The 19,878-nt window shown below is 71.2% G+C and carries 20 protein-coding genes and 1 pseudogene; 10 read left to right on the plus strand and 11 right to left on the minus strand.

Features of this window, described 5'->3' with window-relative positions:
- The first annotated feature begins 119 nt into the window (after nucleotides 1-119).
- The gene (snpA, locus tag ABT360_RS13020) at nucleotides 120-800 is read left to right on the plus strand and encodes a snapalysin (protein ID WP_351814449.1); all 681 of its coding nucleotides are present in this window, start codon (nucleotides 120-122) and stop codon (nucleotides 798-800) included.
- 54 nt (nucleotides 801-854) lie between these two features.
- On the opposite strand, the gene ABT360_RS13025 is transcribed toward snpA, so the two are convergent.
- The 3 genes from ABT360_RS13025 to ABT360_RS13035 form a co-directional block, all read right to left on the minus strand.
- Nucleotides 855-1,313, minus strand: coding sequence for a DUF6304 family protein (locus tag ABT360_RS13025; protein ID WP_351814451.1), 459 nt, complete (start codon nucleotides 1,311-1,313; stop codon nucleotides 855-857).
- A 61-nt stretch (nucleotides 1,314-1,374) separates the two neighbouring features.
- A complete protein-coding gene (locus ABT360_RS13030; protein ID WP_351814453.1) occupies nucleotides 1,375-1,596 on the minus strand; it encodes a hypothetical protein in 222 nt (73 codons plus the stop codon).
- A 43-nt stretch (nucleotides 1,597-1,639) separates the two neighbouring features.
- A complete protein-coding gene (locus ABT360_RS13035) occupies nucleotides 1,640-2,224 on the minus strand; it encodes a dihydrofolate reductase family protein (RefSeq protein WP_351814454.1) in 585 nt (194 codons plus the stop codon).
- Nucleotides 2,225-2,333: 109 nt separating this feature from the next.
- Here ABT360_RS13035 and ABT360_RS13040 point away from each other — a divergent pair, with 109 nt between their 5' ends.
- On the plus strand, nucleotides 2,334-2,909 hold the full coding sequence (locus ABT360_RS13040; RefSeq protein WP_351814456.1) for a TetR/AcrR family transcriptional regulator: 576 nt from the start codon (nucleotides 2,334-2,336) through the stop codon (nucleotides 2,907-2,909).
- A gap of 422 nt (nucleotides 2,910-3,331) precedes the next feature.
- Here ABT360_RS13040 and ABT360_RS13045 read toward each other — a convergent pair whose 3' ends face one another.
- Entirely contained in the window at nucleotides 3,332-4,747 is a 1,416-nt protein-coding gene (locus tag ABT360_RS13045; protein ID WP_351814458.1) for a family 2B encapsulin nanocompartment shell protein, read from the minus strand.
- Between the two features lie 242 nt (nucleotides 4,748-4,989).
- Between ABT360_RS13045 and ABT360_RS13050 the strand changes: the two genes are divergently transcribed.
- Both ABT360_RS13050 and ABT360_RS13055 read left to right on the plus strand, forming a co-directional pair.
- On the plus strand, nucleotides 4,990-5,580 hold the full coding sequence (locus ABT360_RS13050) for an N-acetylmuramoyl-L-alanine amidase (RefSeq protein WP_351814460.1): 591 nt from the start codon (nucleotides 4,990-4,992) through the stop codon (nucleotides 5,578-5,580).
- 10 nt (nucleotides 5,581-5,590) lie between these two features.
- On the plus strand, nucleotides 5,591-6,544 hold the full coding sequence (locus ABT360_RS13055; protein WP_351814462.1) for a 1-aminocyclopropane-1-carboxylate deaminase/D-cysteine desulfhydrase: 954 nt from the start codon (nucleotides 5,591-5,593) through the stop codon (nucleotides 6,542-6,544).
- On the opposite strand, the gene ABT360_RS13060 is transcribed toward ABT360_RS13055, so the two are convergent.
- A complete protein-coding gene (locus tag ABT360_RS13060) occupies nucleotides 6,520-8,118 on the minus strand; it encodes a Na+/H+ antiporter (protein ID WP_351814464.1) in 1,599 nt (532 codons plus the stop codon). The genes ABT360_RS13055 and ABT360_RS13060 overlap by 25 nt on opposite strands.
- A 197-nt stretch (nucleotides 8,119-8,315) precedes the next feature.
- Here ABT360_RS13060 and ABT360_RS13065 point away from each other — a divergent pair, with 197 nt between their 5' ends.
- The 3 genes from ABT360_RS13065 (at nucleotide 8,316) to ABT360_RS13075 (ending at nucleotide 10,144) form a co-directional block, all read left to right on the plus strand.
- The gene (locus tag ABT360_RS13065; RefSeq protein WP_351814465.1) at nucleotides 8,316-8,576 is read left to right on the plus strand and encodes a UBP-type zinc finger domain-containing protein; all 261 of its coding nucleotides are present in this window, start codon (nucleotides 8,316-8,318) and stop codon (nucleotides 8,574-8,576) included.
- Nucleotides 8,577-8,816: 240 nt separating this feature from the next.
- Complete coding sequence (locus tag ABT360_RS13070; RefSeq protein ID WP_073754203.1) at nucleotides 8,817-9,230, plus strand: anti-sigma regulatory factor; 414 nt, start codon at nucleotides 8,817-8,819, stop codon at nucleotides 9,228-9,230.
- Nucleotides 9,227-10,144, plus strand: coding sequence for an RNA polymerase sigma factor SigF (locus tag ABT360_RS13075; RefSeq protein ID WP_351814468.1), 918 nt, complete (start codon nucleotides 9,227-9,229; stop codon nucleotides 10,142-10,144). Before ABT360_RS13070 ends, ABT360_RS13075 begins: the two co-directional genes overlap by 4 nt.
- Before the next feature lie 37 nt (nucleotides 10,145-10,181).
- Here ABT360_RS13075 and ABT360_RS13080 read toward each other — a convergent pair whose 3' ends face one another.
- Nucleotides 10,182-10,613 carry a hypothetical protein gene (locus tag ABT360_RS13080; RefSeq protein ID WP_351814470.1) on the minus strand — a complete coding sequence of 144 codons (432 nt, stop codon included), beginning with the start codon at nucleotides 10,611-10,613 and terminating at the stop codon, nucleotides 10,182-10,184.
- An 82-nt stretch (nucleotides 10,614-10,695) separates the two neighbouring features.
- Here ABT360_RS13080 and ABT360_RS13085 point away from each other — a divergent pair, with 82 nt between their 5' ends.
- Both ABT360_RS13085 and ABT360_RS13090 read left to right on the plus strand, forming a co-directional pair.
- On the plus strand, nucleotides 10,696-11,664 hold the full coding sequence (locus ABT360_RS13085) for a diacylglycerol/lipid kinase family protein (RefSeq protein ID WP_351814472.1): 969 nt from the start codon (nucleotides 10,696-10,698) through the stop codon (nucleotides 11,662-11,664).
- Nucleotides 11,665-11,982: 318 nt separating this feature from the next.
- A complete protein-coding gene (locus tag ABT360_RS13090; protein WP_003953983.1) occupies nucleotides 11,983-12,240 on the plus strand; it encodes a WhiB family transcriptional regulator in 258 nt (85 codons plus the stop codon).
- Nucleotides 12,241-12,377: 137 nt separating this feature from the next.
- On the opposite strand, the gene ABT360_RS13095 is transcribed toward ABT360_RS13090, so the two are convergent.
- A complete protein-coding gene (locus tag ABT360_RS13095) occupies nucleotides 12,378-13,847 on the minus strand; it encodes a sensor histidine kinase (RefSeq protein ID WP_351814485.1) in 1,470 nt (489 codons plus the stop codon).
- Nucleotides 13,848-14,268: 421 nt separating this feature from the next.
- Nucleotides 14,269-15,369: an SIS domain-containing protein gene (locus ABT360_RS13100; RefSeq protein ID WP_444852234.1), complete on the minus strand. Its 1,101-nt coding sequence runs from the start codon at nucleotides 15,367-15,369 to the stop codon at nucleotides 14,269-14,271.
- Nucleotides 15,370-15,421: 52 nt separating this feature from the next.
- Here ABT360_RS13100 and nagB point away from each other — a divergent pair, with 52 nt between their 5' ends.
- Nucleotides 15,422-16,207 carry a glucosamine-6-phosphate deaminase gene (gene nagB / locus ABT360_RS13105; protein WP_351814474.1) on the plus strand — a complete coding sequence of 262 codons (786 nt, stop codon included), beginning with the start codon at nucleotides 15,422-15,424 and terminating at the stop codon, nucleotides 16,205-16,207.
- A 91-nt stretch (nucleotides 16,208-16,298) separates the two neighbouring features.
- Here the strand turns inward: nagB and ABT360_RS13110 are convergent.
- The 3 genes and pseudogenes from ABT360_RS13110 to ABT360_RS13120 all read right to left on the minus strand — a co-directional run bounded on the left by ABT360_RS13110 (nucleotide 16,299) and on the right by ABT360_RS13120 (nucleotide 19,756).
- A pseudogene (locus ABT360_RS13110) lies at nucleotides 16,299-17,841 on the minus strand (glycoside hydrolase family 3 protein).
- 8 nt (nucleotides 17,842-17,849) lie between these two features.
- The gene (locus tag ABT360_RS13115) at nucleotides 17,850-18,668 is read right to left on the minus strand and encodes a carbohydrate ABC transporter permease (RefSeq protein WP_351814489.1); all 819 of its coding nucleotides are present in this window, start codon (nucleotides 18,666-18,668) and stop codon (nucleotides 17,850-17,852) included.
- Nucleotides 18,669-18,733: 65 nt separating this feature from the next.
- On the minus strand, nucleotides 18,734-19,756 hold the full coding sequence (locus ABT360_RS13120; protein WP_351814476.1) for a carbohydrate ABC transporter permease: 1,023 nt from the start codon (nucleotides 19,754-19,756) through the stop codon (nucleotides 18,734-18,736).
- Nucleotides 19,757-19,878: the final 122 nt, after the last annotated feature.

Genomic DNA, 19,878 nt, shown 5'->3' on the forward strand with positions numbered 1-19,878 from the left:
GGACGGGTGATGCGCCGGTGCTATCGCCCGTTGGCATCATCCGTACGGGACACCGGCTCCTCGACACTCTCCCCAACCGAACGGCCCACCCAGCCGTTCAGGATCACGAGGAGCCCCCCATGAGACACCCCAAGGCCGCGCTGGCCGCTGCCCTGAGCCTCGCCGCCGCCCTGGCAGCCGTACCGGCCGCGACCGCCACCGCCGCCGCGCCCGCATCCGGACCCGCGCCCGCATCCGCATCCGCATCCGCATCCGCATCGTCGTCGTACGCCGCGTACGCCGGCTCCGCCGAGGACGCCAAGGCCAACCGGGCCTTCTTCGAGGCCGTGATGGAGTCGGTCGCCGAGAAGCGGGCCGCCAACCCCGGTGCGCAGGCCGTCACCGTCGTCTACTCGGCGACGGGCGCCCCGAGTTTCCGCACCCAGATAGCCCGCTCCACCCAGATCTGGAACAGCTCCGTCAGCAATGTGAAGCTCCAGGAGGGCAGCAACCCGGACTTCCGCTACTACGAGGGCAATGACTCCCGCGGCTCGTACGCCAGCACCGACGGCCACGGCCGGGGCTACATCTTCCTCGACTACCGGCAGAACCAGATCTACAACTCCACCCGCGTCACCGCCCACGAGACCGGCCACGTCCTCGGGCTGCCCGACCACTACTCCGGCCCGTGCAGCGAGCTGATGTCCGGCGGCGGCCCTGGCCCCTCGTGCCAGAACGCCCAGCCGAACGCCCAGGAACGCGCCCGCGTCGACCGCCTGTGGCAGAACGGCCTGGCGGCCGCCCTGGCCGGCGTCTCGTAGCGCGTCGTACGTGCTCGGCGGGCCGGCAGCGAGCCGCGTCCGGCCCGCCGGGCGTCAGGCGGCGGCTTCGGTGCCCTCCAGGAGCTTGCGGCCGAACCGGGTGCCGGGCGGCAGCTGGCGCAGGATGCGGTCGAGGGCCTGGTCGAAGTCGCCGCCGGCGAGGCCCGAGTCGTACGCCGCTCCCCCGCAGTGCAGGGTCAGCTGAAGATCCACTCGCTCGGGTGAGCCGTCGGACAGGGCTTCGCCCAGCGCCAACAGGCAGCTGAGAGTGGCCTGTTGGGTGGTGCCGTCGGTGAGGACCGGCAGCGGCAGGTCCCACTCCAGTACGCAGCCGGCCAAGGGCAGGCCGCCGTTCTCCTCCGCCGCGCGCAGCGCGTCCAGGCGCGCGCCCGCGTACTCCACGCCCCTGATGCGGGTGGCGATCCGCCGCCCGTCCGCCGCGATCACGATCGCTTCCGCTCCGCGGCGGTCCCGGTACCAGCCGGTCCAGATTTCCGTCGACTCCGATGACATGGCGCGGACTGTAGCGGTAGGACCGCCTCCGACGTGCGCCGGTCACCCCCGGAGCCGGACTTCAGCCGGTCTTGGCGCTCTTGCCCGGCTCGTCCTCCGCACCCTCCGCGTACCGCGCGCACGCGCGATTGCGGCATGGCCCGGGCTCCCACAGGGGGGCCCACACGCCGAGGATCTTGCGTCGCTTCAGGACCGTACCCACAGGCTGTCCACAGGAGGGGCACTGGCGCTCAGGCCCCGCCTGCGGGCGGTGGACGGTCTCGCGTCCTTCGCTGCTGCCCATGGCCCCAGGATATGGCGATTTCGGCGGACCGGACAGGCGACGGTCAGCGCTTCCGGCTGTACCACCGCACCACGACCCCGTTCTCGAAGGCCTTCACCCCGTCGAGGGCGAAGTCGGTGACGGCGAAGCCGGTGCCGAACATCGGCATGCCGGCGCCGTACACCTGCGGGTAGGTCTTGATCACCAGCTCGTCGACCTCGTCGAGGAGCTCACCCGCGATCTGTGAGCCGCCGCAGAGCCAGATGCCCAGGTCGCCGTCCTCCGCCTTGAGCTCGCGGACCCGGCCGACGATGTCGCCGGTGACGATCTCCACGTTGGGGTGGGGGGCCTTCTCCAGAGTGCGCGAGGCGACGATCTCGCGCAGGTGCCCGTAGGGGCTGGGGATGTCGGCGTCCAGGCCGATCTGGTAGCTGCCGCGGCCCTGGATGACGGTGTCGAAGCGCTTGTTCTCCGCGTCGGCGATCCCGATCGCCGTGCGGGCCTCGACGGGCAGCGCGTCGGGGTACTCGGCCTCGTACCAGGCGAGGTACTCGCCCCCGGCGAACTGGAACATCGAGGAGGCGTCGCCGTTCGGGTCGCCTATGAAGCCGTCGATCGAGCAGGCGACGAGGTAGGTGAGCTTGCGCATACGGAGATCCCCCGTGGTCGGTGGTCGGGTCGGGCTGCGGCGCCGCAACCACGACGGATATAGTGCTCCGGATGTAGTGGTTGTGCAAGTACTTTCAGGAGGCCGCCGTATGGCGAGGAACCCGGAACGCAGAACGGCGCTACTGGACGCCGCCATCGACGTACTGGCGCGGGAAGGCGCGCGGGGGCTGACCTTCCGGGCCGTGGACGCCCAGGCGGGGGTCCCCGCCGGTACGTCGTCCAACTACTTCGCCAACCGCGAAGACCTGCTCACCCAGGCCGGTTCACGCATCCACGCGCGGATGGTCCCGGCGCCGGAGAAGGTGGACGCGGCGATGCGGCCCGAGCCCAGCCGCGAGCTGGTCACCGAGCTGATGAAGTGGCTGGTGCAGCGCATCGCGGCGGAACGGACCGGCTACCTGGCCATGCTGGAGCTGCGGCTGGAGGCCACCCGGCGGCCCGCCCTCCAGGCCGAGCTGACCCGGGCGGTCCGCGCCGAACTCGACGAGAACACCCGCTTCCACCTGGACGCGGGGCTGCCGGGTGACGCCGACACCGTGCTGGTGCTGTACCTGGCCATGACGGGCGTATTGCTGGAGCACTTCACGCTGCCGGGGATGCTCTCCGAGGAGGAGCTGGACCGGGTCGTGGCGACGGTGGTGAACAGGATCGTGCCCGCCCGGTAGTCACCAACGTCCACAGGGCGGGCGTGTTCCGCCGCCTCGACGCGTACGCCGGGTCACGAACGCGATCCGGCGCCGGCAGTTGCCCGGCCGCGGTCGGGTCGGGCACCGCCACGACAACCGCTGCCCCGCCCGCACCATGGAGTCGGCCCCCCCACCTGCGCCCAGTCACGCCCACGCACGCCATCGGGTCGCCCCCTCCGCCCCCACCCAGTCACGCCTGGCCGCGTCACGGCGTCCACCGCCTGCGCCCACTCGCGCCCGCCCGCGCCACGGCGTCCGCCGTGCGCCGCAGATCGGCGCCGTCCCGGGGGCCCGCCACCCGTACAGCTCCGCCGGCTCCGCACCGGCGGCCGCGCCCCGGGGCGAGGGCGGCGCCGGCACGGCTTCCCGCCCGCCGGCGTCCGCCGTCCCGCACGGCGGCGTCACCGCCAGCGGCTGACTTCCACGTTCTCCAGCACGCCGAGCGCGTCGGGCACCAGGATCGCCGCCGAGTAGTAGGCGGTGACCAGGTACGAGATGATCGCCTGCTCGTCGATGCCCATGAACCGGACCGACAGGCTCGGCTCGATCTCGTCGGGGATGCCGGTCTGGTGGAGGCCGATGACGCCCTGGTCGGCCTCGCCCGTACGCATACAGAGGATCGAGGTCGTGCGGGCCTCGGAGACCGGGATCTTGCTGCACGGGAAGATCGGCACACCGCGCCAGGCCGGGATCTGGTGCCCTCCCACCTCCACGGAGCCCGGGACCAGGCCCCGCCTGTTGCACTCGCGGCCGAAGGCGGCGATGGCGCGCGGGTGGGCGAGGAACATCTTGTTGCCGCGGCGGCGGGAGAGCAGCTCGTCCATGTCGTCCGGGCTGGGCACGCCGTCGTGCGGTTGGAGCCGCTGCCCGTAGTCGCAGTTGGAGAGCAGCCCGAACTCCTTGTTGTTGATGAGCTCGTACTCCTGGCGCTCCCGCAACGCCTCGACGGTGAGCCGCAACTGCTGCTCCGTCTGGTTCATCGGCTGGTTGTAGAGGTCGGCGACCCGGCTGTGGACCTTCAACACGGTCTGGGCGACGCTGAGTTCGTACTCGCGCGGGGAGGCCTCGTAGTCGACGTACGTGTGCGGGAGGACCGCCTCGCCGACGTGGCCGGCCGACAGGTCGATGGCCTTCTCGCCGTGGCTGTTGGTGCGCTGGTGCGGCAGGGACGCCAGGGCGGCCAGGTGTCCGGCCAGCGACTCGGCGCGCTCCGCCAGGTTCGTCACGTCGGCGCGGGTGAGCTCCAGCACGGTGCACGCGGTCGCGGCGCGGGCGGTCCACTCCCAGGTGGCGTCCCGGTCGGCCAGGCACCCGTCACCGAAGTACGCGCCGTCGGCGAGGACGCCGAGGACCGCCTCGTCGCCGTACGGGCCGGTGCCGACCTGCTCGACCCTGCCGTGCGCCAGCAGGAAGACGCGGTCGGTCTGCGCGCCCGCCTCGACGATCACCTCACCGGCCGCGAACTCCCGCTGCGTGCACCGCTGCGCCAGCTCGGTGAGCGCCGCCTCGTCGTCGTAGTCGCGCAACGCGGGCAGTTCGCGCAGCTCGTTGGGGATCACGGCGACCCGCTCGGCGGTCTGCACGAACGTCACCCGCCCGTCGCCCACCGAGTAGCTGAGCCGCCGGTTCACCCGGTAGGTACCGCCCTGTACCTGCACCCACGGAAGCATCCGCAGCAGCCACCGGGAGGTGATCTCCTGCATCTGCGGAACCGACTTGGTGGTGGTCGCCAGGTTCCGCGCGGCCGCCGTACCGAGACTCTGCTGCGGCGACGCCTGTTCCGCGCGGATTTCCTCGCCAACCGAACCAACCGACATGAACATCCCTCTCGATCACGGTCAGACCTTCGGAGGAAAAGCCTTTCAGCACACTCCGTGGTGGCGCCATTACACGAATGAGCGAGACTGGATCTTCACTCACGGGGCATGACATGCGTTTCCCTCACCCTCTGGAGCCCCAGGCGCGCCTGTCCGGATCGGCTCGCACGTCGTACGAACACGAGCGGCGCCTCCCGCCCTTCGGGTACTACCGCGGTAGGCACAACCACGAAGGAGGCGGCATGGCCCCACCCATGTCCGCGAACGGCTTTCTCGACGCGCTGCGCGACGAAGGCCTCACCGTCGCCGAGGTCGGCGACTGGCGCACCCACAACCGCAACCACAAGGGCCCCTGGGGCCCCGTCCACGGCGTGATGATCCACCACACCGTCACCAAGGGCAGGGACCACACCGTCCGCCTCTGCCAGGAGGGCCGCCCCGGACTGCCCGGTCCGCTCTGTCACGGGGTGATCACCAAGGACGGCTGCGTCCACCTCGTCGGATACGGTCGCGCCAACCACGCCGGCAAGGGCGACCGCGACGTACTGCGCGCCGTGATCGCCGAGAAGGCACTGCCGCACGACAACCAGGCGAACGTCGACGGCAACACCCACTTCTACGGATTCGAGTGCGAGAACCTCGGCGACGGGAAGGATCCCTGGCCCGAAACCCAACTGCTGGCCATCGAGAAGGCGGCGGCCGCGATCTGCCGCCGGCACGGCTGGACCGCCCGCTCGGTCATCGGTCACCTGGAGTGGCAGCCGGGCAAGGTCGACCCACGGGGCTTCTCCATGAAGACCATGCGGGCACGCATCGCGGAACGGCTGAAGTGACAATGGCGGGGTGAACGCGCTCGACCTGTCCTCCCTCGACCCGCTGCTCCCCTCCCCCCTGGAGCCGGTCGAGGACGAGCGCTTCACCCGGCAGGGCGTGCGGCTGCTGCTCAAGCGCGACGACCTGATCCACCCCGACCTGCCGGGCAACAAGTGGCGCAAACTCGCGCCCAACCTGGCCGCCGCGGCCGGGCGGCCGGTCCTCACCTTCGGCGGTGCCTACTCCAACCACCTCCGCGCCACCGCTGCCGCCGGCCGCCTGCTGGGCTTCCCCACCACCGGGGTGGTACGCGGTGACGAACTCGCCGGCCGGCCCCTGAACCCGTCGCTGGCGCGGTGCGCCGCGGACGGGATGCGGCTGCTGTTCGTGGACCGCGCCACGTACCGCGCGAAGGGCGACCCCCGGGTGCTGGAGCGCCTGCTCCGGGAGGCTCCCCCGGACAGCTTCGTCGTCCCCGAGGGCGGCAGCAACGCGCTCGCGGTGCGCGGTTGTACGGAGCTGGGGCGGGAGCTGGGCGACCGGGGCGTGGACGTGGCGGCGGTCGCGTGCGGGACGGGCGGCACACTCGCCGGGCTGGCGGCCGGGCTCGGCGGGGGCCGCCGCACGATCGGCGTACCGGTGCTCAAGGGCGGTTTCCTGGGCGGGGAGATACGGGAGCTCCAGGAGGCGGCGTTCGGCGGACCGGCGGGCGACTGGAGTCTCGACGAGCGGTTCCACTTCGGCGGCTACGCCCGTACGGCACCCGCCCTGGAGGCGTTCGCCGCCGACTTCGAGGCGCGGCACGGACTCGCCATCGAGCGCATATATGTCGCCAAATTGCTGTACGGACTCGTCGCCCTCGCCGAGGAGGGCGCGTTCCCGCCCGGAACGACCCTCGCGGCAGTGATCACCGGCCGCCCCGATCCCGCTCACCAGCACACCGGCAGGCCCGGCCCCGGTCAGCCGTCGGCCGCCTCCCGGTAGGCGGCCGCCTCCTCCAGGTCCAGCCGGCGCAGCAGCGTACGCATCATCTCGTCGTCGATGCGCCGCTCGTCGCGCAGCCGCACGAAGACCTCGCGCTCCGCCTCGATCATCTCCCGCGCGAGCCGCCGGTAGGTGTCGTCCGCCGTCTCCCCGGTGACCGGGTTCGCCGCGCCCAGCCGCTCCCACACGGCGTTGCGCCGCCGCTCCAGGACCGTGCGCAGCCGGTCGGCGAGCGGCCGGGGCAGTGCGTTGCGCTCGTCGGCGAGGAGCTCCTCCAGGCGCTGCTCGGCGGCCCGCGACGCCTCGCTCTGCGCCTGTGCCTCGGCCAGCGTCTCGGCCTGCGTGTCCCGCCCGGGCAGCTTCAGTGCCCGGATCAGCGGCGGCAGGGTGAGGCCCTGCACCACCAGGGTGCCGATCACCGTGGTGAACGTCAGGAACAGCACCAGGTTCCGCGCGGGGAAGGCCTCCCCCGCCGCAGTGACCGGGATGGAGAAGGCGATCGCCAGGGACACCACGCCCCGCATGCCCGCCCAGCCGACGATCACGGGCGCGGTCCAGTCGACGCCCGGCTCCCGCTCCCTGACGCGGCGCGACAGCGCACGCGGCAGATAGGTGGCCGGGAAGACCCAGACGAACCGCACGACGACGACCGCGGCGAAGACGCCGGCCGCGTAGAGGACGGCCTCGCCCGTCCCGTACGTACCGAGCTCGCGGACCACATGGGGCAGCTGGAGCCCGATCAGCGCGAAGACGGACGTCTCCAGCACGAAGGCGACCATCTTCCACACGGCCTCCTCCTGGAGACGGGTGGCGAAGTCGACCTGCCAGGAGCGGTGCCCCAGGTACAGGGCGACCACGACGACGGCGAGGACGCCGGAGGCATGGACGTGCTCGGCGGCCGCGTAGGCGACGAACGGGATCAGCAGCGACAGGGTGTTCTGGAGCAGCGGCTCGCGCAGCGTACGGCGCAGCCAGTGGATGGGCACCATCAGCACCAGGCCGACGCCGATGCCGCCGAGCGCCGCGACGGCGAACTCGCCGATCCCCCCGGCCCAGCTGATCCCCTCCCCGACGGCCGCCGCGAGCGCCACCTTGAACGCGGTGATCGCGGTCGCGTCGTTCACCAGGGACTCGCCCTGCAGGATCGTGGTGATCCGGCCGGGCAGCCCCAGCCGCCGGGCGATGGCGGTGGCGGCCACCGCGTCCGGCGGCGCGATCACCGCGCCCAGCACCAGGGCGGCGGTCAGCGGCAGGTCCGGCACCATGAGGTGGGCCAGGTACCCCACGCCCAGCGTCGCGAAGAGCACATAGCCCACCGACAGCAGCGCGACCGGCCGCAGATTCGCCCGCAGATCCAGGTACGAGGAGTCCAGCGCGGCCGTGTGCAGCAGCGGCGGCAGCACCAGCGGCAGCACGATGTGCGGGTCCAGGGTGTAGTCCGGCACTCCCGGTACGTACGAGGCGGCCAGCCCCGCCGCGACCAGCAGCAGCGGTGCCGGCACCGGCGTCCTGCGTGCCACCCCCGCGATCACGGCGCTCACCGCGACCAGCGCCACCAGTGACAGTGCGTCCATCGTCTCCCCACTCCGAGTGGAACGGCTACCAGGCGTTCCACCCTGGCACCGCCCCCACCAGCAACCACCGAAGCCCCGCCCCGGCACACCACAGGGGCGGCACCCCGGCGTTCCGCCCTGGCACCACCCACCACCAGCAACCACCGAGGCTCCGCCTCGGTGCACCACGGGGGCGGCCACCTCGTAACCTGGCAATCATGCGCGAGTGTCTGCACCTGGCCGGACTGCCACGTCCCGAGCCCAGCCCGCTTTCCGAGACCTGCCCGGAGTGCGCGTCCGACGGGATGCATCCGGTGCAGCTGCGGCTGTGCCTGCAGTGCGGACACGTCGGCTGCTGCGACTCCTCGGCGGGGCAGCACGCCACCCAGCACTTCAAGGACACCGGGCACCCGGTGATGCGGACCTTCGAGCCCGGGGAGAAGTGGCGTTGGTGCTTTGTCGACGGTTCGATCGTGTGAGGTCTGGGTACGTCAACCCTCCGTCGGTTTCTCGCGATTGGGCCCCGCAGACCTCTAGCCACTGAGCGTACCCATGTGCTTACCATGAGTGACAGTCGCTGGACCGGGGGTCCCGGCGACACGGCACCATGGATCGCGATAGCGTCACGGCGGACTACGCATACCTGCGTACCGCACGGTTCCGGGGAGGATCTACCCTCCCCGAGCCCCGAAAGAGCTTGTGCCACCTTGGAGGTGAGGGTGTCCCAGATCGCAGGCGAGCCCGGGACCCAGGACTTCGTGGAAGTCCGGCTGCCCGCTGCGGGTGCCTACCTGTCCGTGCTGCGTACGGCCACGGCCGGCTTGGCGGCGCGTTTGGACTTCACCCTCGACGAGATCGAGGACTTGCGCATCGCGGTCGACGAGGCGTGCGCGATCCTGCTCCAGCAAGCGGTGCCCGGCTCGGTCCTGAGCTGTGTGTTCCGCCTCATCGACGACTCCTTGGACGTCACGGTCTCGGCGCCCACGACCGACGGCAGGGCGCCGGAGCGCGACACGTTCGCCTGGACGGTGCTCTCGGCACTGGCCGGCAAGGTCGACTCGTCCGTCGCCGACGACCGGACGGTCTCCATCAGCCTGTACAAACAGCGCGGCGCGGGACCCGGGCCGGCGTGAGGAACGGGGACGGTCCGGTGCGAGACGAGGAGCGCGGCCCACGGGCACTGAGCTCGATCCCGGAACAGCAGGCGCGGCCGCACCCGGTGGACGGTCTTTTGGATGAGCGGGCGGACCGGATGAACGAGCAGCAGCAGCAGAAGAAGAACCACCACGATCCGAACGACCGCAGTGGCGCGAAAGCACTCTTCATCGAGCTTCGTACGCTGCCCGACGGCTCGCCCGAGCGGGCCGAGCTGCGCAATCGGCTCGTACGGATGCATCTGCCGCTGGTCGAGCACCTCGCGCGCCGGTTCCGCAACCGCGGGGAGCCGCTGGACGACCTGACGCAGGTCGCCACCATCGGCCTGATCAAGTCCGTGGACCGATTCGATCCCGACCGGGGCGTGGAGTTCTCCACGTACGCCACACCCACGGTCGTCGGCGAGATCAAGCGCCACTTCCGCGACAAGGGCTGGGCGGTGCGGGTGCCGCGCCGCCTCCAGGAGCTGCGCCTCTCCCTGACCACGGCCACCGCCGAGCTCTCCCAGTTGCACGGCCGCTCCCCGACCGTGCACGAGCTCGCCGAGCGTCTCGGCATCTCGGAGGAGGAGGTCCTGGAGGGCCTGGAGTCCGCCAACGCGTACTCGACGCTGTCCCTGGACGTCCCGGACACGGACGACGAGTCCCCGGCGGTCGCCGACACCCTCGGCTCGGAGGACGAGGCGCTGGAGGGCGTCGAATACCGCGAGTCCCTCAAGCCGCTGCTGGAGGACCTCCCGCCGCGCGAGAAGCGCATCCTGCTCCTGCGCTTCTTCGGCAACATGACCCAGTCGCAGATCGCCCAGGAGGTCGGCATCTCACAGATGCACGTCTCGCGCCTGCTGGCCCGCACGCTGGCGCAGCTGCGCGAGAAGCTGCTGGTCGAGGAGTAGGACGGCTCCGCACCGCGCCGGGGCCCTCGGGACGGCTTCAGGCGCGGGGACGGATGCCCAGCGCCTGGGTGGTCGCGGGGTGGACCAGCAGTACCAGCCCGGTCACGGCGGCGGCCGCGAGGGCGATACCGGCCGGGATCGCGGCGCTCGACGCCTGGAGGAGCGTCCAGGCCACCGGCAGGGCCATCAGCTGCGTGATGATCGCCGGGCCGCGGCTCCAGCTGCGGCACCGCAGCAGTCCCCGCGCGGCCAGCAGCGGGATCAGGCCGAGGGCGATGAGCGTGGCACCGCCCGTCAGCGCCTGCGTCAGGTCGTCGGGGCGGCCCGTGAGGCTCGTCACGAGCAGGTAGACGCCCCCGGCGAACAGGGCGAGCGCCTCCAGCCCGGCCACGGCCGCGGCGGCGGTGACCCGGGCGGGACGCGAGGCGGAAGGGGAGGTGTCGGCGGGTGTCTGCTCCGTACTGCTCACCCTCGCAGGGTAACGGCCGGTCCTGTCCACGGACCGGGCCGGGGCTGGGCCCCGGTACCGCGCGGTAGGTAACCTGGCGGGCATGCGCGCACTTCTCGTGGTCAATCCGGCAGCCACCACCACCAGTGCCCGCACCCGTGACGTACTGATCCACGCGCTGGCCAGCGAGATGAAGCTGGAGGCGGTCACGACGGAGTACCGGGGCCATGCCCGCGACCTCGCCCGGCGGGCCGCCGAGTCCCGGGACGTCGAGCTGGTCGTCGCCCTCGGCGGCGACGGCACCGTCAACGAGGTCGTCAACGGTCTGCTGCACCACGGCCCGGATCCCGACCGGCTCCCGCACCTCGCGGTCGTGCCCGGCGGGTCCACCAATGTCTTCGCCCGCGCGCTGGGGCTGCCGAACGACGCCGTCGAGGCGACGGGCGCGCTGCTGGACGCGCTGCGCGAGAGGCGCGACCGCACGGTCGGTCTCGGCCTCGCGGCGGGTACGCCGGGCACCGAGGACGAGTCGGTTCCGGCCCGCTGGTTCACGTTCTGTGCCGGTCTGGGGTTCGACGCGGGGGTGATCGGCCGGGTCGAACAGCAGCGGGAGCGCGGGAGGAGATCGACGCACGCCCTCTACATCCGGCAGGCCATGCGCCAGTTCCTGGACGAGCCGCACCGGAGGCGCGGTGTGATCACGCTGGAGCGCCCGGGGCACGACCCGGTCCACGATCTTTCCCTGTCGATAGTCTGCAACACCGCCCCCTGGACCTACCTGGGCAATCGCCCCGTGTACGCGTCACCCGCGGCGTCCTTCGACACGGCCCTCGACGTGCTCGCGCTGAGCCGGCTGTCGACGGCCTCGGTGGCCCGTTACGCGACCCAGCTGCTGACCTCCAGCCCGGAGCGCGGTCCGCATGGCAAGCACGCCCTCTCCCTGCACGACCTGACCGACTTCGCCTTGCATTCGAAGGTCCCGCTGCCCTTCCAGATGGACGGTGACCACCTGGGTCTGCGCAGCAGCGTGACGTTCACAGGCGTTCGTCGTGCACTGCGTGTGATTGTGTGAGTGGAAGGGCCTTCGGTCCTTTATCTCGAACGTATGGGCCAGGGTCCACCCCATAGAAGTACGGCTGTGACCTAGCCGACACCGAGGAATCAAAAAAAACTTTCCAGAAGGGGTTGTATCCGCAGCCGAGGTTTGCGAATCTCTACATGGCGATCGGGACGGCCCGCAAGACCGGCCTCCAGTGAAAGCCAGAACCCCTCCTCAAATCCAGGACCACACCAGTTCATCTGGCGTTCGGCCCTTCACTTGTTGAGGGATTCGTGAAAGCGTTCACATTCACAAGCAACCTGCATGCAACACCAAGGAGAGGTAGCAGCCATGGACTGGCGTCACAACGCCGTTTGTCGTGAGGAAGACCCCGAGCTGTTCTTCCCCATCGGCAACACCGGTCCTGCGCTGCTGCAGATCGAGGAAGCCAAGGCTGTCTGCCGACGCTGCCCCGTCATGGAGCAGTGCCTGCAGTGGGCGCTCGAGTCCGGCCAGGACTCCGGCGTCTGGGGTGGCCTCAGCGAGGACGAGCGTCGCGCCATGAAGCGCCGCGCCGCCCGCAACCGGGCGCGTAACGCCAGCGCCTGAGCGACGCCACCGCTACGAGCCTGAGCCAGGCGGCGCGTACAGCGTGTACGCACTGACCCGCCTCCCGAGCCGCAGCGCGCAGCAGTAACCCAAAGCGTTCGAGCCCCGGACCGTCTCCCACGGTCCGGGGCTCGCTGCTATTTCTGGGGCGTGACCGGGATGTCGAGCACCACCCGCGTACCGCGCCCCGGGGCGGGCTGCATGTCGAACGTGCCGCCCAACTCCCCCTCCACCAGCGTCCGTACGATCTGCAGGCCGAGGTTGCCGGCGCGTTGCGGGTCGAAGCCCTCGGGCAGTCCACGGCCGTCGTCCTGAACGGTGATCAGCAGCCGGGCGTCGGCGGGGCGTGTGCCACCGCGTACCGCCGAGACCTCGACCGTGCCGTGTTCGGCCGGGGCGTAGGCGTGCTCCAGGGCGTTCTGGAGGATCTCGGTGAGGACCATCGACAGCGGGGTGGCCACCTCTGCGTCGAGGATGCCGAAGCGGCCGTTGCGGCGGCAGGTGACCTTGCCGGGGGAGATCTCGGCGACCATCGAGATCACCCGGTCGGCGATCTCGTCGAACTCGACCCGCTCGTCCAGGTTCTGCGAGAGCGTCTCGTGCACGATGGCGATCGAGCCGACGCGCCGGACCGCCTCGTTGAGCGCCTCGCGGCCGCGGTCGGAGTCCATCCGGCGGGCCTGGAGGCGCAGCAGGGCGGCGACGGTCTGGAGGTTGTTCTTCACCCGGTGGTGGATCTCCCGGATGGTGGCGTCCTTGGTGATCAACTCGCGCTCGCGGCGGCGTAGTTCCGTGACGTCCCGGAGCAGGACCAGGGAACCGATCCGGGTGCCCTTGGGCTTGAGCGGGATGGCGCGCAGCTGGATGACGCCGCCGTTGCCCTCGACCTCCGCCTCGCGCGGCGCGTATCCGCTGGCCAGCTTGACCAGGGCCTCGTCCACGGGGCCGCGGGACGGGGCCAGTTCGGCGGTGATCTGGCCGAGGTGCTGGCCGACCAGGTCGGCGGCGAGGCCGAGGCGGTGGTACGCGGAGAGGGCGTTGGGCGAGGCGTACTGGACGACACCGTCGGCGTCGAGGCGGATCAGCCCGTCACCGGCGCGCGGCGAGGCGTCCATGTCGACTTGTTGACCGGGGAAGGGGAAGGTGCCGGCCGCGATCATCTGCGCCAGGTCCGAGGCGGACTGGAGATAGGTCAGCTCCAGCCGGCTGGGGGTACGGACGGTGAGGAGGTTCGTATTCCGCGCGATCACTCCCAGGACGCGGCCTTCCCGGCGTACCGGGATGGATTCGACCCGCACCGGGACCTCCTCGCGCCACTCCGGGTCGCCCTCGCGGACGATCCGGCCCTCGTCGAGGGCGGCGTCGAGCAGGGGGCGGCGGCCGCGCGGGACGAGGTGGCCGACCATGTCGTCCTGGTAGGAGGTGGGGCCGGTGTTGGGCCGCATCTGGGCGACGGAGACGTAGCGTGTGCCGTCGAGAGTGGGCACCCACAGCACGAGGTCGGCGAAGGACAGGTCGGAGAGCAGTTGCCACTCCGAGACCAGCAGATGGAGCCACTCGAGGTCGGACTCACTCAGAGCGGTGTGCTGGCGTACGAGGTCGTTCATGGAGGGCACATGTGCGAGCGTACCCGTGCCGCCGAATCGGATGAACCTGGCGTTTGGCCGGTCCGTGGTGGAGTATGGGCGCGTACATATGGTCTGGCGTAAGGATGGACAGCCAGATTGGTCTAGTCCAGACTGAACCAGTGAAACAATAGAACCTCCGCCCTCCCCGCACAGGAGGGTGGATCGAGGTACCCGGCGCTCTCTGCCCTGACTGCGCCGAGTCCTCCACACGGCCGCGGGACCGCACACCCGACGGCCGGGCAACTCCGGGCTGCGGTGCCGGACGGGTTGAGGGTCCCGTCCTGGCGCCGCGGCCCGCGGGTTTTTCACGAGGCGGCGGGGGTGCGCGCCGCCGTTTCGCGCAGTGACCGGCCACTGGATCGACGCGACGAACGGCTCGCTGCCGTGGAAGCGCGCGGGGTCAGCGGGTCTCGGTGACCTTGGCGAGGGCGCGGGGGGCGTCGGGGTCCTGGCCGCGGGCGATGGTGACCTCGTGGGCGAGGAGCTGGAGCGGGAGGATCTCCAGGATCGGCTGGAGCTCCTCCGGCAGCCCTTCCGTGGGCAGGACGAAACCGGCGGAAGCGGCCTCGACCTGGGGGCGGGGGCCGATGACGACGAGGTCCGCGCCACGGCCGCGGAGCCGGTCGAGGACCGGCTGGAGAGCCTCCCCGCCCTTGCCGTCGGGGACGACCGCGATGACGGGCGAGATGTTGTCGACCATGGCGAGCGGGCCGTGCAGCAGGTCGGCGCCCGAGTAGGCGAGGGCGGGGATGTAGCTGGTCTCCATCAGCTTCAGCGCGGCTTCCTTGGCCGTGGGGTAGCCGTAACCGCGGGAGATGATCACCATGCGCTCGGCGAAGCGGTAGCGGCCGGCCAGGGCGCGGACCTCGGAGCGGCGGTCCAGGACCTGGGCGGCCAGGTCCGGGACGGCTCGGGCGGAGGCGCCCCCGCCGTCGCCGCGCAGGCCCTCGACGAACAGGTAGAGGGCGAGCAGCGAGGCGGTGTACGTCTTGGTCGCGGGCAGGGCCCTCTCGGGGCCGGCGAGGATGTCGATGTGGTGCTCGGAGACGGCCGCGAGCGGCGAGTCGGCGTTGTTGGTGACGGCGAGCGTGACCGCGCCCGCCTCGCGGGCCGCCTTGGTGGAGGCGACGAGGTCGGGTGAGCCGCCGGACTGGCTGACCGTGATGACGAGGACGTCGGTGAAGTCGGGCTTCGCCCCGTAGGCCGTCGTCGTCGACATGGACGTCAGTCCGCAGGGCAGGCCGAGCCGGATCTCCAGCAGGTACTTGGCGTACAGGGCGGCGTTGTCCGACGTGCCGCGTGCCGTCAGCAGGACGAAGCGGGGCCCGCGGGCGGCGATGGCACGGGCGACGGTACGGATCGCCGGGGCGCCCTGCTCCAGGATCCGGCGCAGCACGGCAGGCTGCTCCGCCATCTCGCCCGACATGATCCGGCCCGGCTGCTCGCTCATGGCCACCAGTCGAGCACGGGCGCCCGAGAAGCCGCCAGTCGGAAGGGTCATTCTGCTAGATTGGTCTATACCACATACGTTCTCTGAGATCGGCAGGCCCAGCGTGGAAGTTGTCATCGTCCAGGACGCCGCGGCAGGTGGCGAGCTCATCGCCGAGGGCATCGCCGGCCTTCTTCGCCGCAAGCCCGACGCGCTGCTCGGCGTGGCCACCGGATCCACCCCGCTGCCCATCTACGACGCGCTGACCGCGAAGGTCCGGGCGGGCGCCGTGGACGTCTCGCGCGCCAGGATCGCGCAGCTGGACGAGTACGTCGGGCTGCCGGCCGGCCACCCCGAGTCGTACCGCTCCACCGTGCTGCGCCAGGTCGTCGAGCCGCTGGGCCTCGGCCCCGACGCCTTCATGGGCCCCGACGGCTCCGCCGAGGACGTCCAGGCGGCGTGCGAGGCGTACGACAGGGCGCTGGCCGAGGCGGGCGGCGTGGACCTCCAGATACTCGGCATCGGCACCGACGGGCACATCGGGTTCAACGAGCCGTGCTCCTCGCTCGCCTCCCGGACCCGCATCAAGACGCTGACCGAGCAGACCCGCATCGACAACGCGCGGTTCTTCGAGGGCGACATCGACCAGGTGCCGCACCACGTCATCACCCAGGGCATCGGCACCATCCTGGAGGCCCGCCACCTGGTCCTCCTCGCCACCGGCGAGGGAAAGGCCGAGGCGGTGGCGCAGACCGTCGAGGGCCCGGTCGCCGCCCTTGTCCCCGCCTCCGCGCTCCAGCTCCACCCGCACGCCACGGTGGTCGTCGACGAGGCGGCCGCCTCCAAGCTGAAGCTCGCGGACTACTTCCGTCACACGTACGCCAACAAGCCGTCCTGGCAGGGCATCTGAGCGCTCCGGGCCCGCCCCTCGCGGGCGCGGCGGGCGCGTACGGGAAGGGGCCGGTACCCAGGTCCGGGTACCGGCCCCTTCCCCGTACGGCTCACACCCCCGCGATGACCTCCGCCGCCGCGATCCCGCACACCCGCGCCGCCCCGTGCGTCGCGATGTGCAACGCCCCTCGGGCGGGCGCCTGGTTGACGCCCATCTCGACGACCACCGTGTCGGGGCGGGTGGCCAGCAGCGCCTCCAGGGCACCGGCCATCCACGGGTGACGGTGGACGTCCCGGACGACCGCCACGATCCGCCGCTCCCCCGCGTCGCGCAGCACCCGGTCCACGGCCGCGTCGGCGGCGTACGTCCCGGTCGTCGTCCCGGGCAGGCGCCGCGCCAGCTCGGGCCCGACGCCCCACGGGGTCTCGGCGCCGACGGCGATGTTGGTCTCCGGGGCGAAGGCGGCGACATGGGCGGGGGCGGTGAGCGGCGCGCGTGAGCCGGTGACGCCCAGCGCGCGCCGGGCGGCCACCAGACCGATGTCGGTGCCGGGCGCGGTCCCTTCCCCTCGCTCCGCCGGGGGCACCCCCGCCTCCGAAGCCGCGCCCGGCTCTGCTGCGCCCCCCCTGGCCCGGTGCGCCTGGGTCCAGGACGCGAGCGCGCGCACCCGCGCCGCCGCGTCGGCCAGTCGCTCCTCGGGCAGGTCGCCGGTCCGTACCGCGTCGACCAGCGCGTCGCGCAGTCGCAGGACGGTCTCCTCGTCCGCCAGGCCGCCGCCGACGCAGATGGCGTCGGCGCCCGCCGCGAGCGCGAGGACGGAGCCGCGCTCGATGCCGTACGTCGAGGCGATGGCCCGCATCTCCATGCCGTCGGTGACGATCAGGCCCTCGTAGCCCAGCTCCTGGCGCAGCAGACCGGTGAGGATCCGCGGGCTCAGGGTCGCCGGGCGGTCCGGGTCGAGCGCGGGAAGCAGGATGTGCGCGCTCATCACCGATTTGGAACCCGCGGCGATCGCGGCGCGGAACGGCACCAGCTCACGGGCGTGCAGCGTGGCGAGGTCCGCATCGATGCGGGGCATCGCCAGGTGGGAGTCGACATTGGTGTCGCCATGGCCGGGGAAGTGCTTGGTGCAGGCGACGACACCGACGGACTGGAGGCCCTCGATGTAGGCCACGGTGTGGCGGGCGGCCAGCTGTGGGTCGGCGCCGAAGGACCGTACGCCGATGACCGGGTTGTCCGGGTCGGAGGTTGACGTCCGCGGAGGGCGCCCAGTTGAAGTCGACGCCGCACGCGGCGAGCCGGCGGCCGAGCTCGGCGGCCACGGCCCGGGTCAGTCCAGTGTCGTCGACCGTGCCGAGCGCCAGGTTGCCGGGGAAGGAGGAGCCGGTGTGGACCTCCAGGCGGGTGACGTCGCCGCCCTCCTCGTCGATCGCGACGAGGACGTCGTCCCGCTCGGCGCGCAGCCGGGCGGTCAGCGCGGCGAGTTGGTCCGGCGAGGTGATGTTGCGGCCGAACAGGCCCACGGAGGAGAGGCCTTCGCCGATGCGCCGCAGCAGCCAGTCGGGGGCGGTGGTGCCGGTGAAGCCGGGCTGGAGGACGGTGAGCGCGTCTCTGACCAGGGTCGGGGAGGCGCCGCGTACGAGGGTCGTCATGGGTGCCGTTATCCCTTCACTGCGCCGGCGGTCATGCCGCCGACGGCCCGGCGCTGGAGGAAGAGGAACACGATGAGGACGGGGAGGGCGAAGAGCGAGGAGGCGGCCATGGTGGCGCCCCAGTCGCTGCCGAAGGCCGTCTGGAACTGCGTCAGCCACAGGGGCAGGGTCTGCGCGGTCTTCTCCTTGTTGAGGATCAGCACCATCGCGAACTCGTTCCAGGCGGTGATGAATCCGAACAGCGACGTCGACATCAGGCCGGGCGCCAGCAGCGGGAAGATCACCTTGCGGAATGCCTGGCCCCGGGTGCAGCCGTCGATCTGGGCGGCCTCCTCCAGCTCCACCGGGACGGCGGCGATGAAGCCGCGCAGGGTCCAGATGGTGAAGGGCAGCACCATGACGAAGTAGATCGCGGTGAGCAGCGGGATGCTGTTCAGCATGTCGCCGTCCCGGGCGATCATGTACATCACGATGACCATGACCTCCCAGGGGGCCATCTGCGCCATCATCACGCCCAGGACGAGGCCCTTGCGGCCGCGGAACTTCATCCGGGCGATGGCGAAGGAGGCGGCCAGGGCGACGACCAGGGCCAGGAGCACGGCGCCGATCGTGACGGTGAGGCTGTTGGCCACGTACGTCCAGAACAGGTCGACGCCGGTGGCGGTCGGGTAGTTCTCGAACGTCGGGACGAAGAGGAACACCGGGTCCTTGCTGAGGATCTCGGACTGCGGCTTCAGCGACGAGCTGAGCATCCAGTAGACCGGGAAGACGAACAGCACGGCCAGGGCGAGCGCGGCGAGGTTCTTGGCGACCGCCCCGAATCGCAGCGGCTTCCTCTTCCGGAGGACCTGCGGGGCCGGGTCGCCGGTGGTGGCGATGGCGGTGGTGGTGCTCACTGCTCCTCCTCCTGCTTCAGGATCAGGCGGAAGTAGAAGGACATGGCCGCGATCAGCATCACGATGGTGAGTACGGAGATGGCGGCGGCGACGCCGTAGTGGAACTGGCCCTGGCCCTCGATGTAGGCGAAGACGGGCAGGGTCTCGGAGCCTCGGTCGGGGCCGCCGAGGTTCATCGCGTACACCTGGGCGAACGCCTTGAAGACCCAGATGATCTCCAGGAACGTGGTGATCAGGAAGAACGGCCTGAGGTTCGGGAAGACCACGGACCAGAACGTCCGCCACCCGTTCGCACCGTCCATCTTGGCCGCCTCGTACAGCTCGCCGCCGACCGTGGTGAGAGCGGCGTACATGTTGAGCGCGACGAACGGGATCGAGCCCCACACCAGCAGGAGCGTGACGATCACGAGGGTGGAGAAACCGCTCTCGAACCAGTTGTGCTGTTCGTAGCCGGAGAAGCCGAGCGTGCGCAGCAGCCAGTTGACGACGCCGAACTGCTCGTCGAAGAGCCACCGGAAGACGGTGACGGAGGCGACGATCGGCATGGCCCAGGCCAGCATCAGCGACAGCGACAGGACCAGGCGCATCTTCGTGCCGAGCCGGTTGAGCAGCAGCCCGATCAGGGTACCGAGGACCATGATCAGTACGACGTTGGCGGCCGTGAAGACGACGCTGCGGACCACGACGGTCCAGAACGCGGAATCTCCCAGCAGCTCGGTGTAGTTCTCGACGCCGATCCACTCGGGCTTACGGGTGATCAGTTCCCTCCGGCCGACCTGCTGGAAGGAGAGGATCACATTGCGGATCAGCGGATAGAGCAGCAGCACCGCCATGGAGAGGGCGGCGGGGGCGATCAGCAGGTAGGGCAGCACCCCGCGGGGCAGCGAGCGTCTGCCGCGAGGAGGCTGGAGGACGTGCTTCGAGCCGGACGGGGGTGGCGGGGTCTTCGACGTCCCTGCCGCGGTCCCGGGCGCGTCCGAAGGAGCGGTGCTCACCGCTCCCTGGGAGTCCACGGTCATGGTCTTCTTCCTCGCGGTTCTGTGCTGACCGGGTCATGGACCCGGTGGTGCGACCGGCGTGGGGTAACCCGTCGGCCCCACCGGGGGGGGGGGCGGCCGCCGCCGGGCGCCCCAGATAGGAA

The sequence above is a fragment of the Streptomyces sp. NPDC000229 genome, from assembly GCF_040300825.1.
In the GTDB taxonomy this organism is placed as follows: Bacteria; Actinomycetota; Actinomycetes; order Streptomycetales; family Streptomycetaceae; genus Streptomyces.

What these genes read in the sequence shown, in the direction of transcription:
- snpA (WP_351814449.1), top strand. Translation starts at nt 120, where the DNA reads ATGAGACACCCCAAGGCCGCGCTGGCCGCTGCCCTGAGCCTCGCCGCC.
- ABT360_RS13025 (WP_351814451.1), bottom strand. Translation starts at nt 1,313, where the DNA reads ATGTCATCGGAGTCGACGGAAATCTGGACCGGCTGGTACCGGGACCGC.
- ABT360_RS13030 (WP_351814453.1), bottom strand. Translation starts at nt 1,596, where the DNA reads ATGGGCAGCAGCGAAGGACGCGAGACCGTCCACCGCCCGCAGGCGGGG.
- ABT360_RS13035 (WP_351814454.1), bottom strand. Translation starts at nt 2,224, where the DNA reads ATGCGCAAGCTCACCTACCTCGTCGCCTGCTCGATCGACGGCTTCATA.
- ABT360_RS13040 (WP_351814456.1), top strand. Translation starts at nt 2,334, where the DNA reads ATGGCGAGGAACCCGGAACGCAGAACGGCGCTACTGGACGCCGCCATC.
- ABT360_RS13045 (WP_351814458.1), bottom strand. Translation starts at nt 4,747, where the DNA reads ATGTCGGTTGGTTCGGTTGGCGAGGAAATCCGCGCGGAACAGGCGTCG.
- ABT360_RS13050 (WP_351814460.1), top strand. Translation starts at nt 4,990, where the DNA reads ATGGCCCCACCCATGTCCGCGAACGGCTTTCTCGACGCGCTGCGCGAC.
- ABT360_RS13060 (WP_351814464.1), bottom strand. Translation starts at nt 8,118, where the DNA reads ATGGACGCACTGTCACTGGTGGCGCTGGTCGCGGTGAGCGCCGTGATC.
- ABT360_RS13065 (WP_351814465.1), top strand. Translation starts at nt 8,316, where the DNA reads ATGCGCGAGTGTCTGCACCTGGCCGGACTGCCACGTCCCGAGCCCAGC.
- ABT360_RS13085 (WP_351814472.1), top strand. Translation starts at nt 10,696, where the DNA reads ATGCGCGCACTTCTCGTGGTCAATCCGGCAGCCACCACCACCAGTGCC.
- ABT360_RS13090 (WP_003953983.1), top strand. Translation starts at nt 11,983, where the DNA reads ATGGACTGGCGTCACAACGCCGTTTGTCGTGAGGAAGACCCCGAGCTG.
- ABT360_RS13095 (WP_351814485.1), bottom strand. Translation starts at nt 13,847, where the DNA reads ATGAACGACCTCGTACGCCAGCACACCGCTCTGAGTGAGTCCGACCTC.
- ABT360_RS13100 (WP_444852234.1), bottom strand. Translation starts at nt 15,369, where the DNA reads ATGACCCTTCCGACTGGCGGCTTCTCGGGCGCCCGTGCTCGACTGGTG.
- ABT360_RS13120 (WP_351814476.1), bottom strand. Translation starts at nt 19,756, where the DNA reads ATGACCGTGGACTCCCAGGGAGCGGTGAGCACCGCTCCTTCGGACGCG.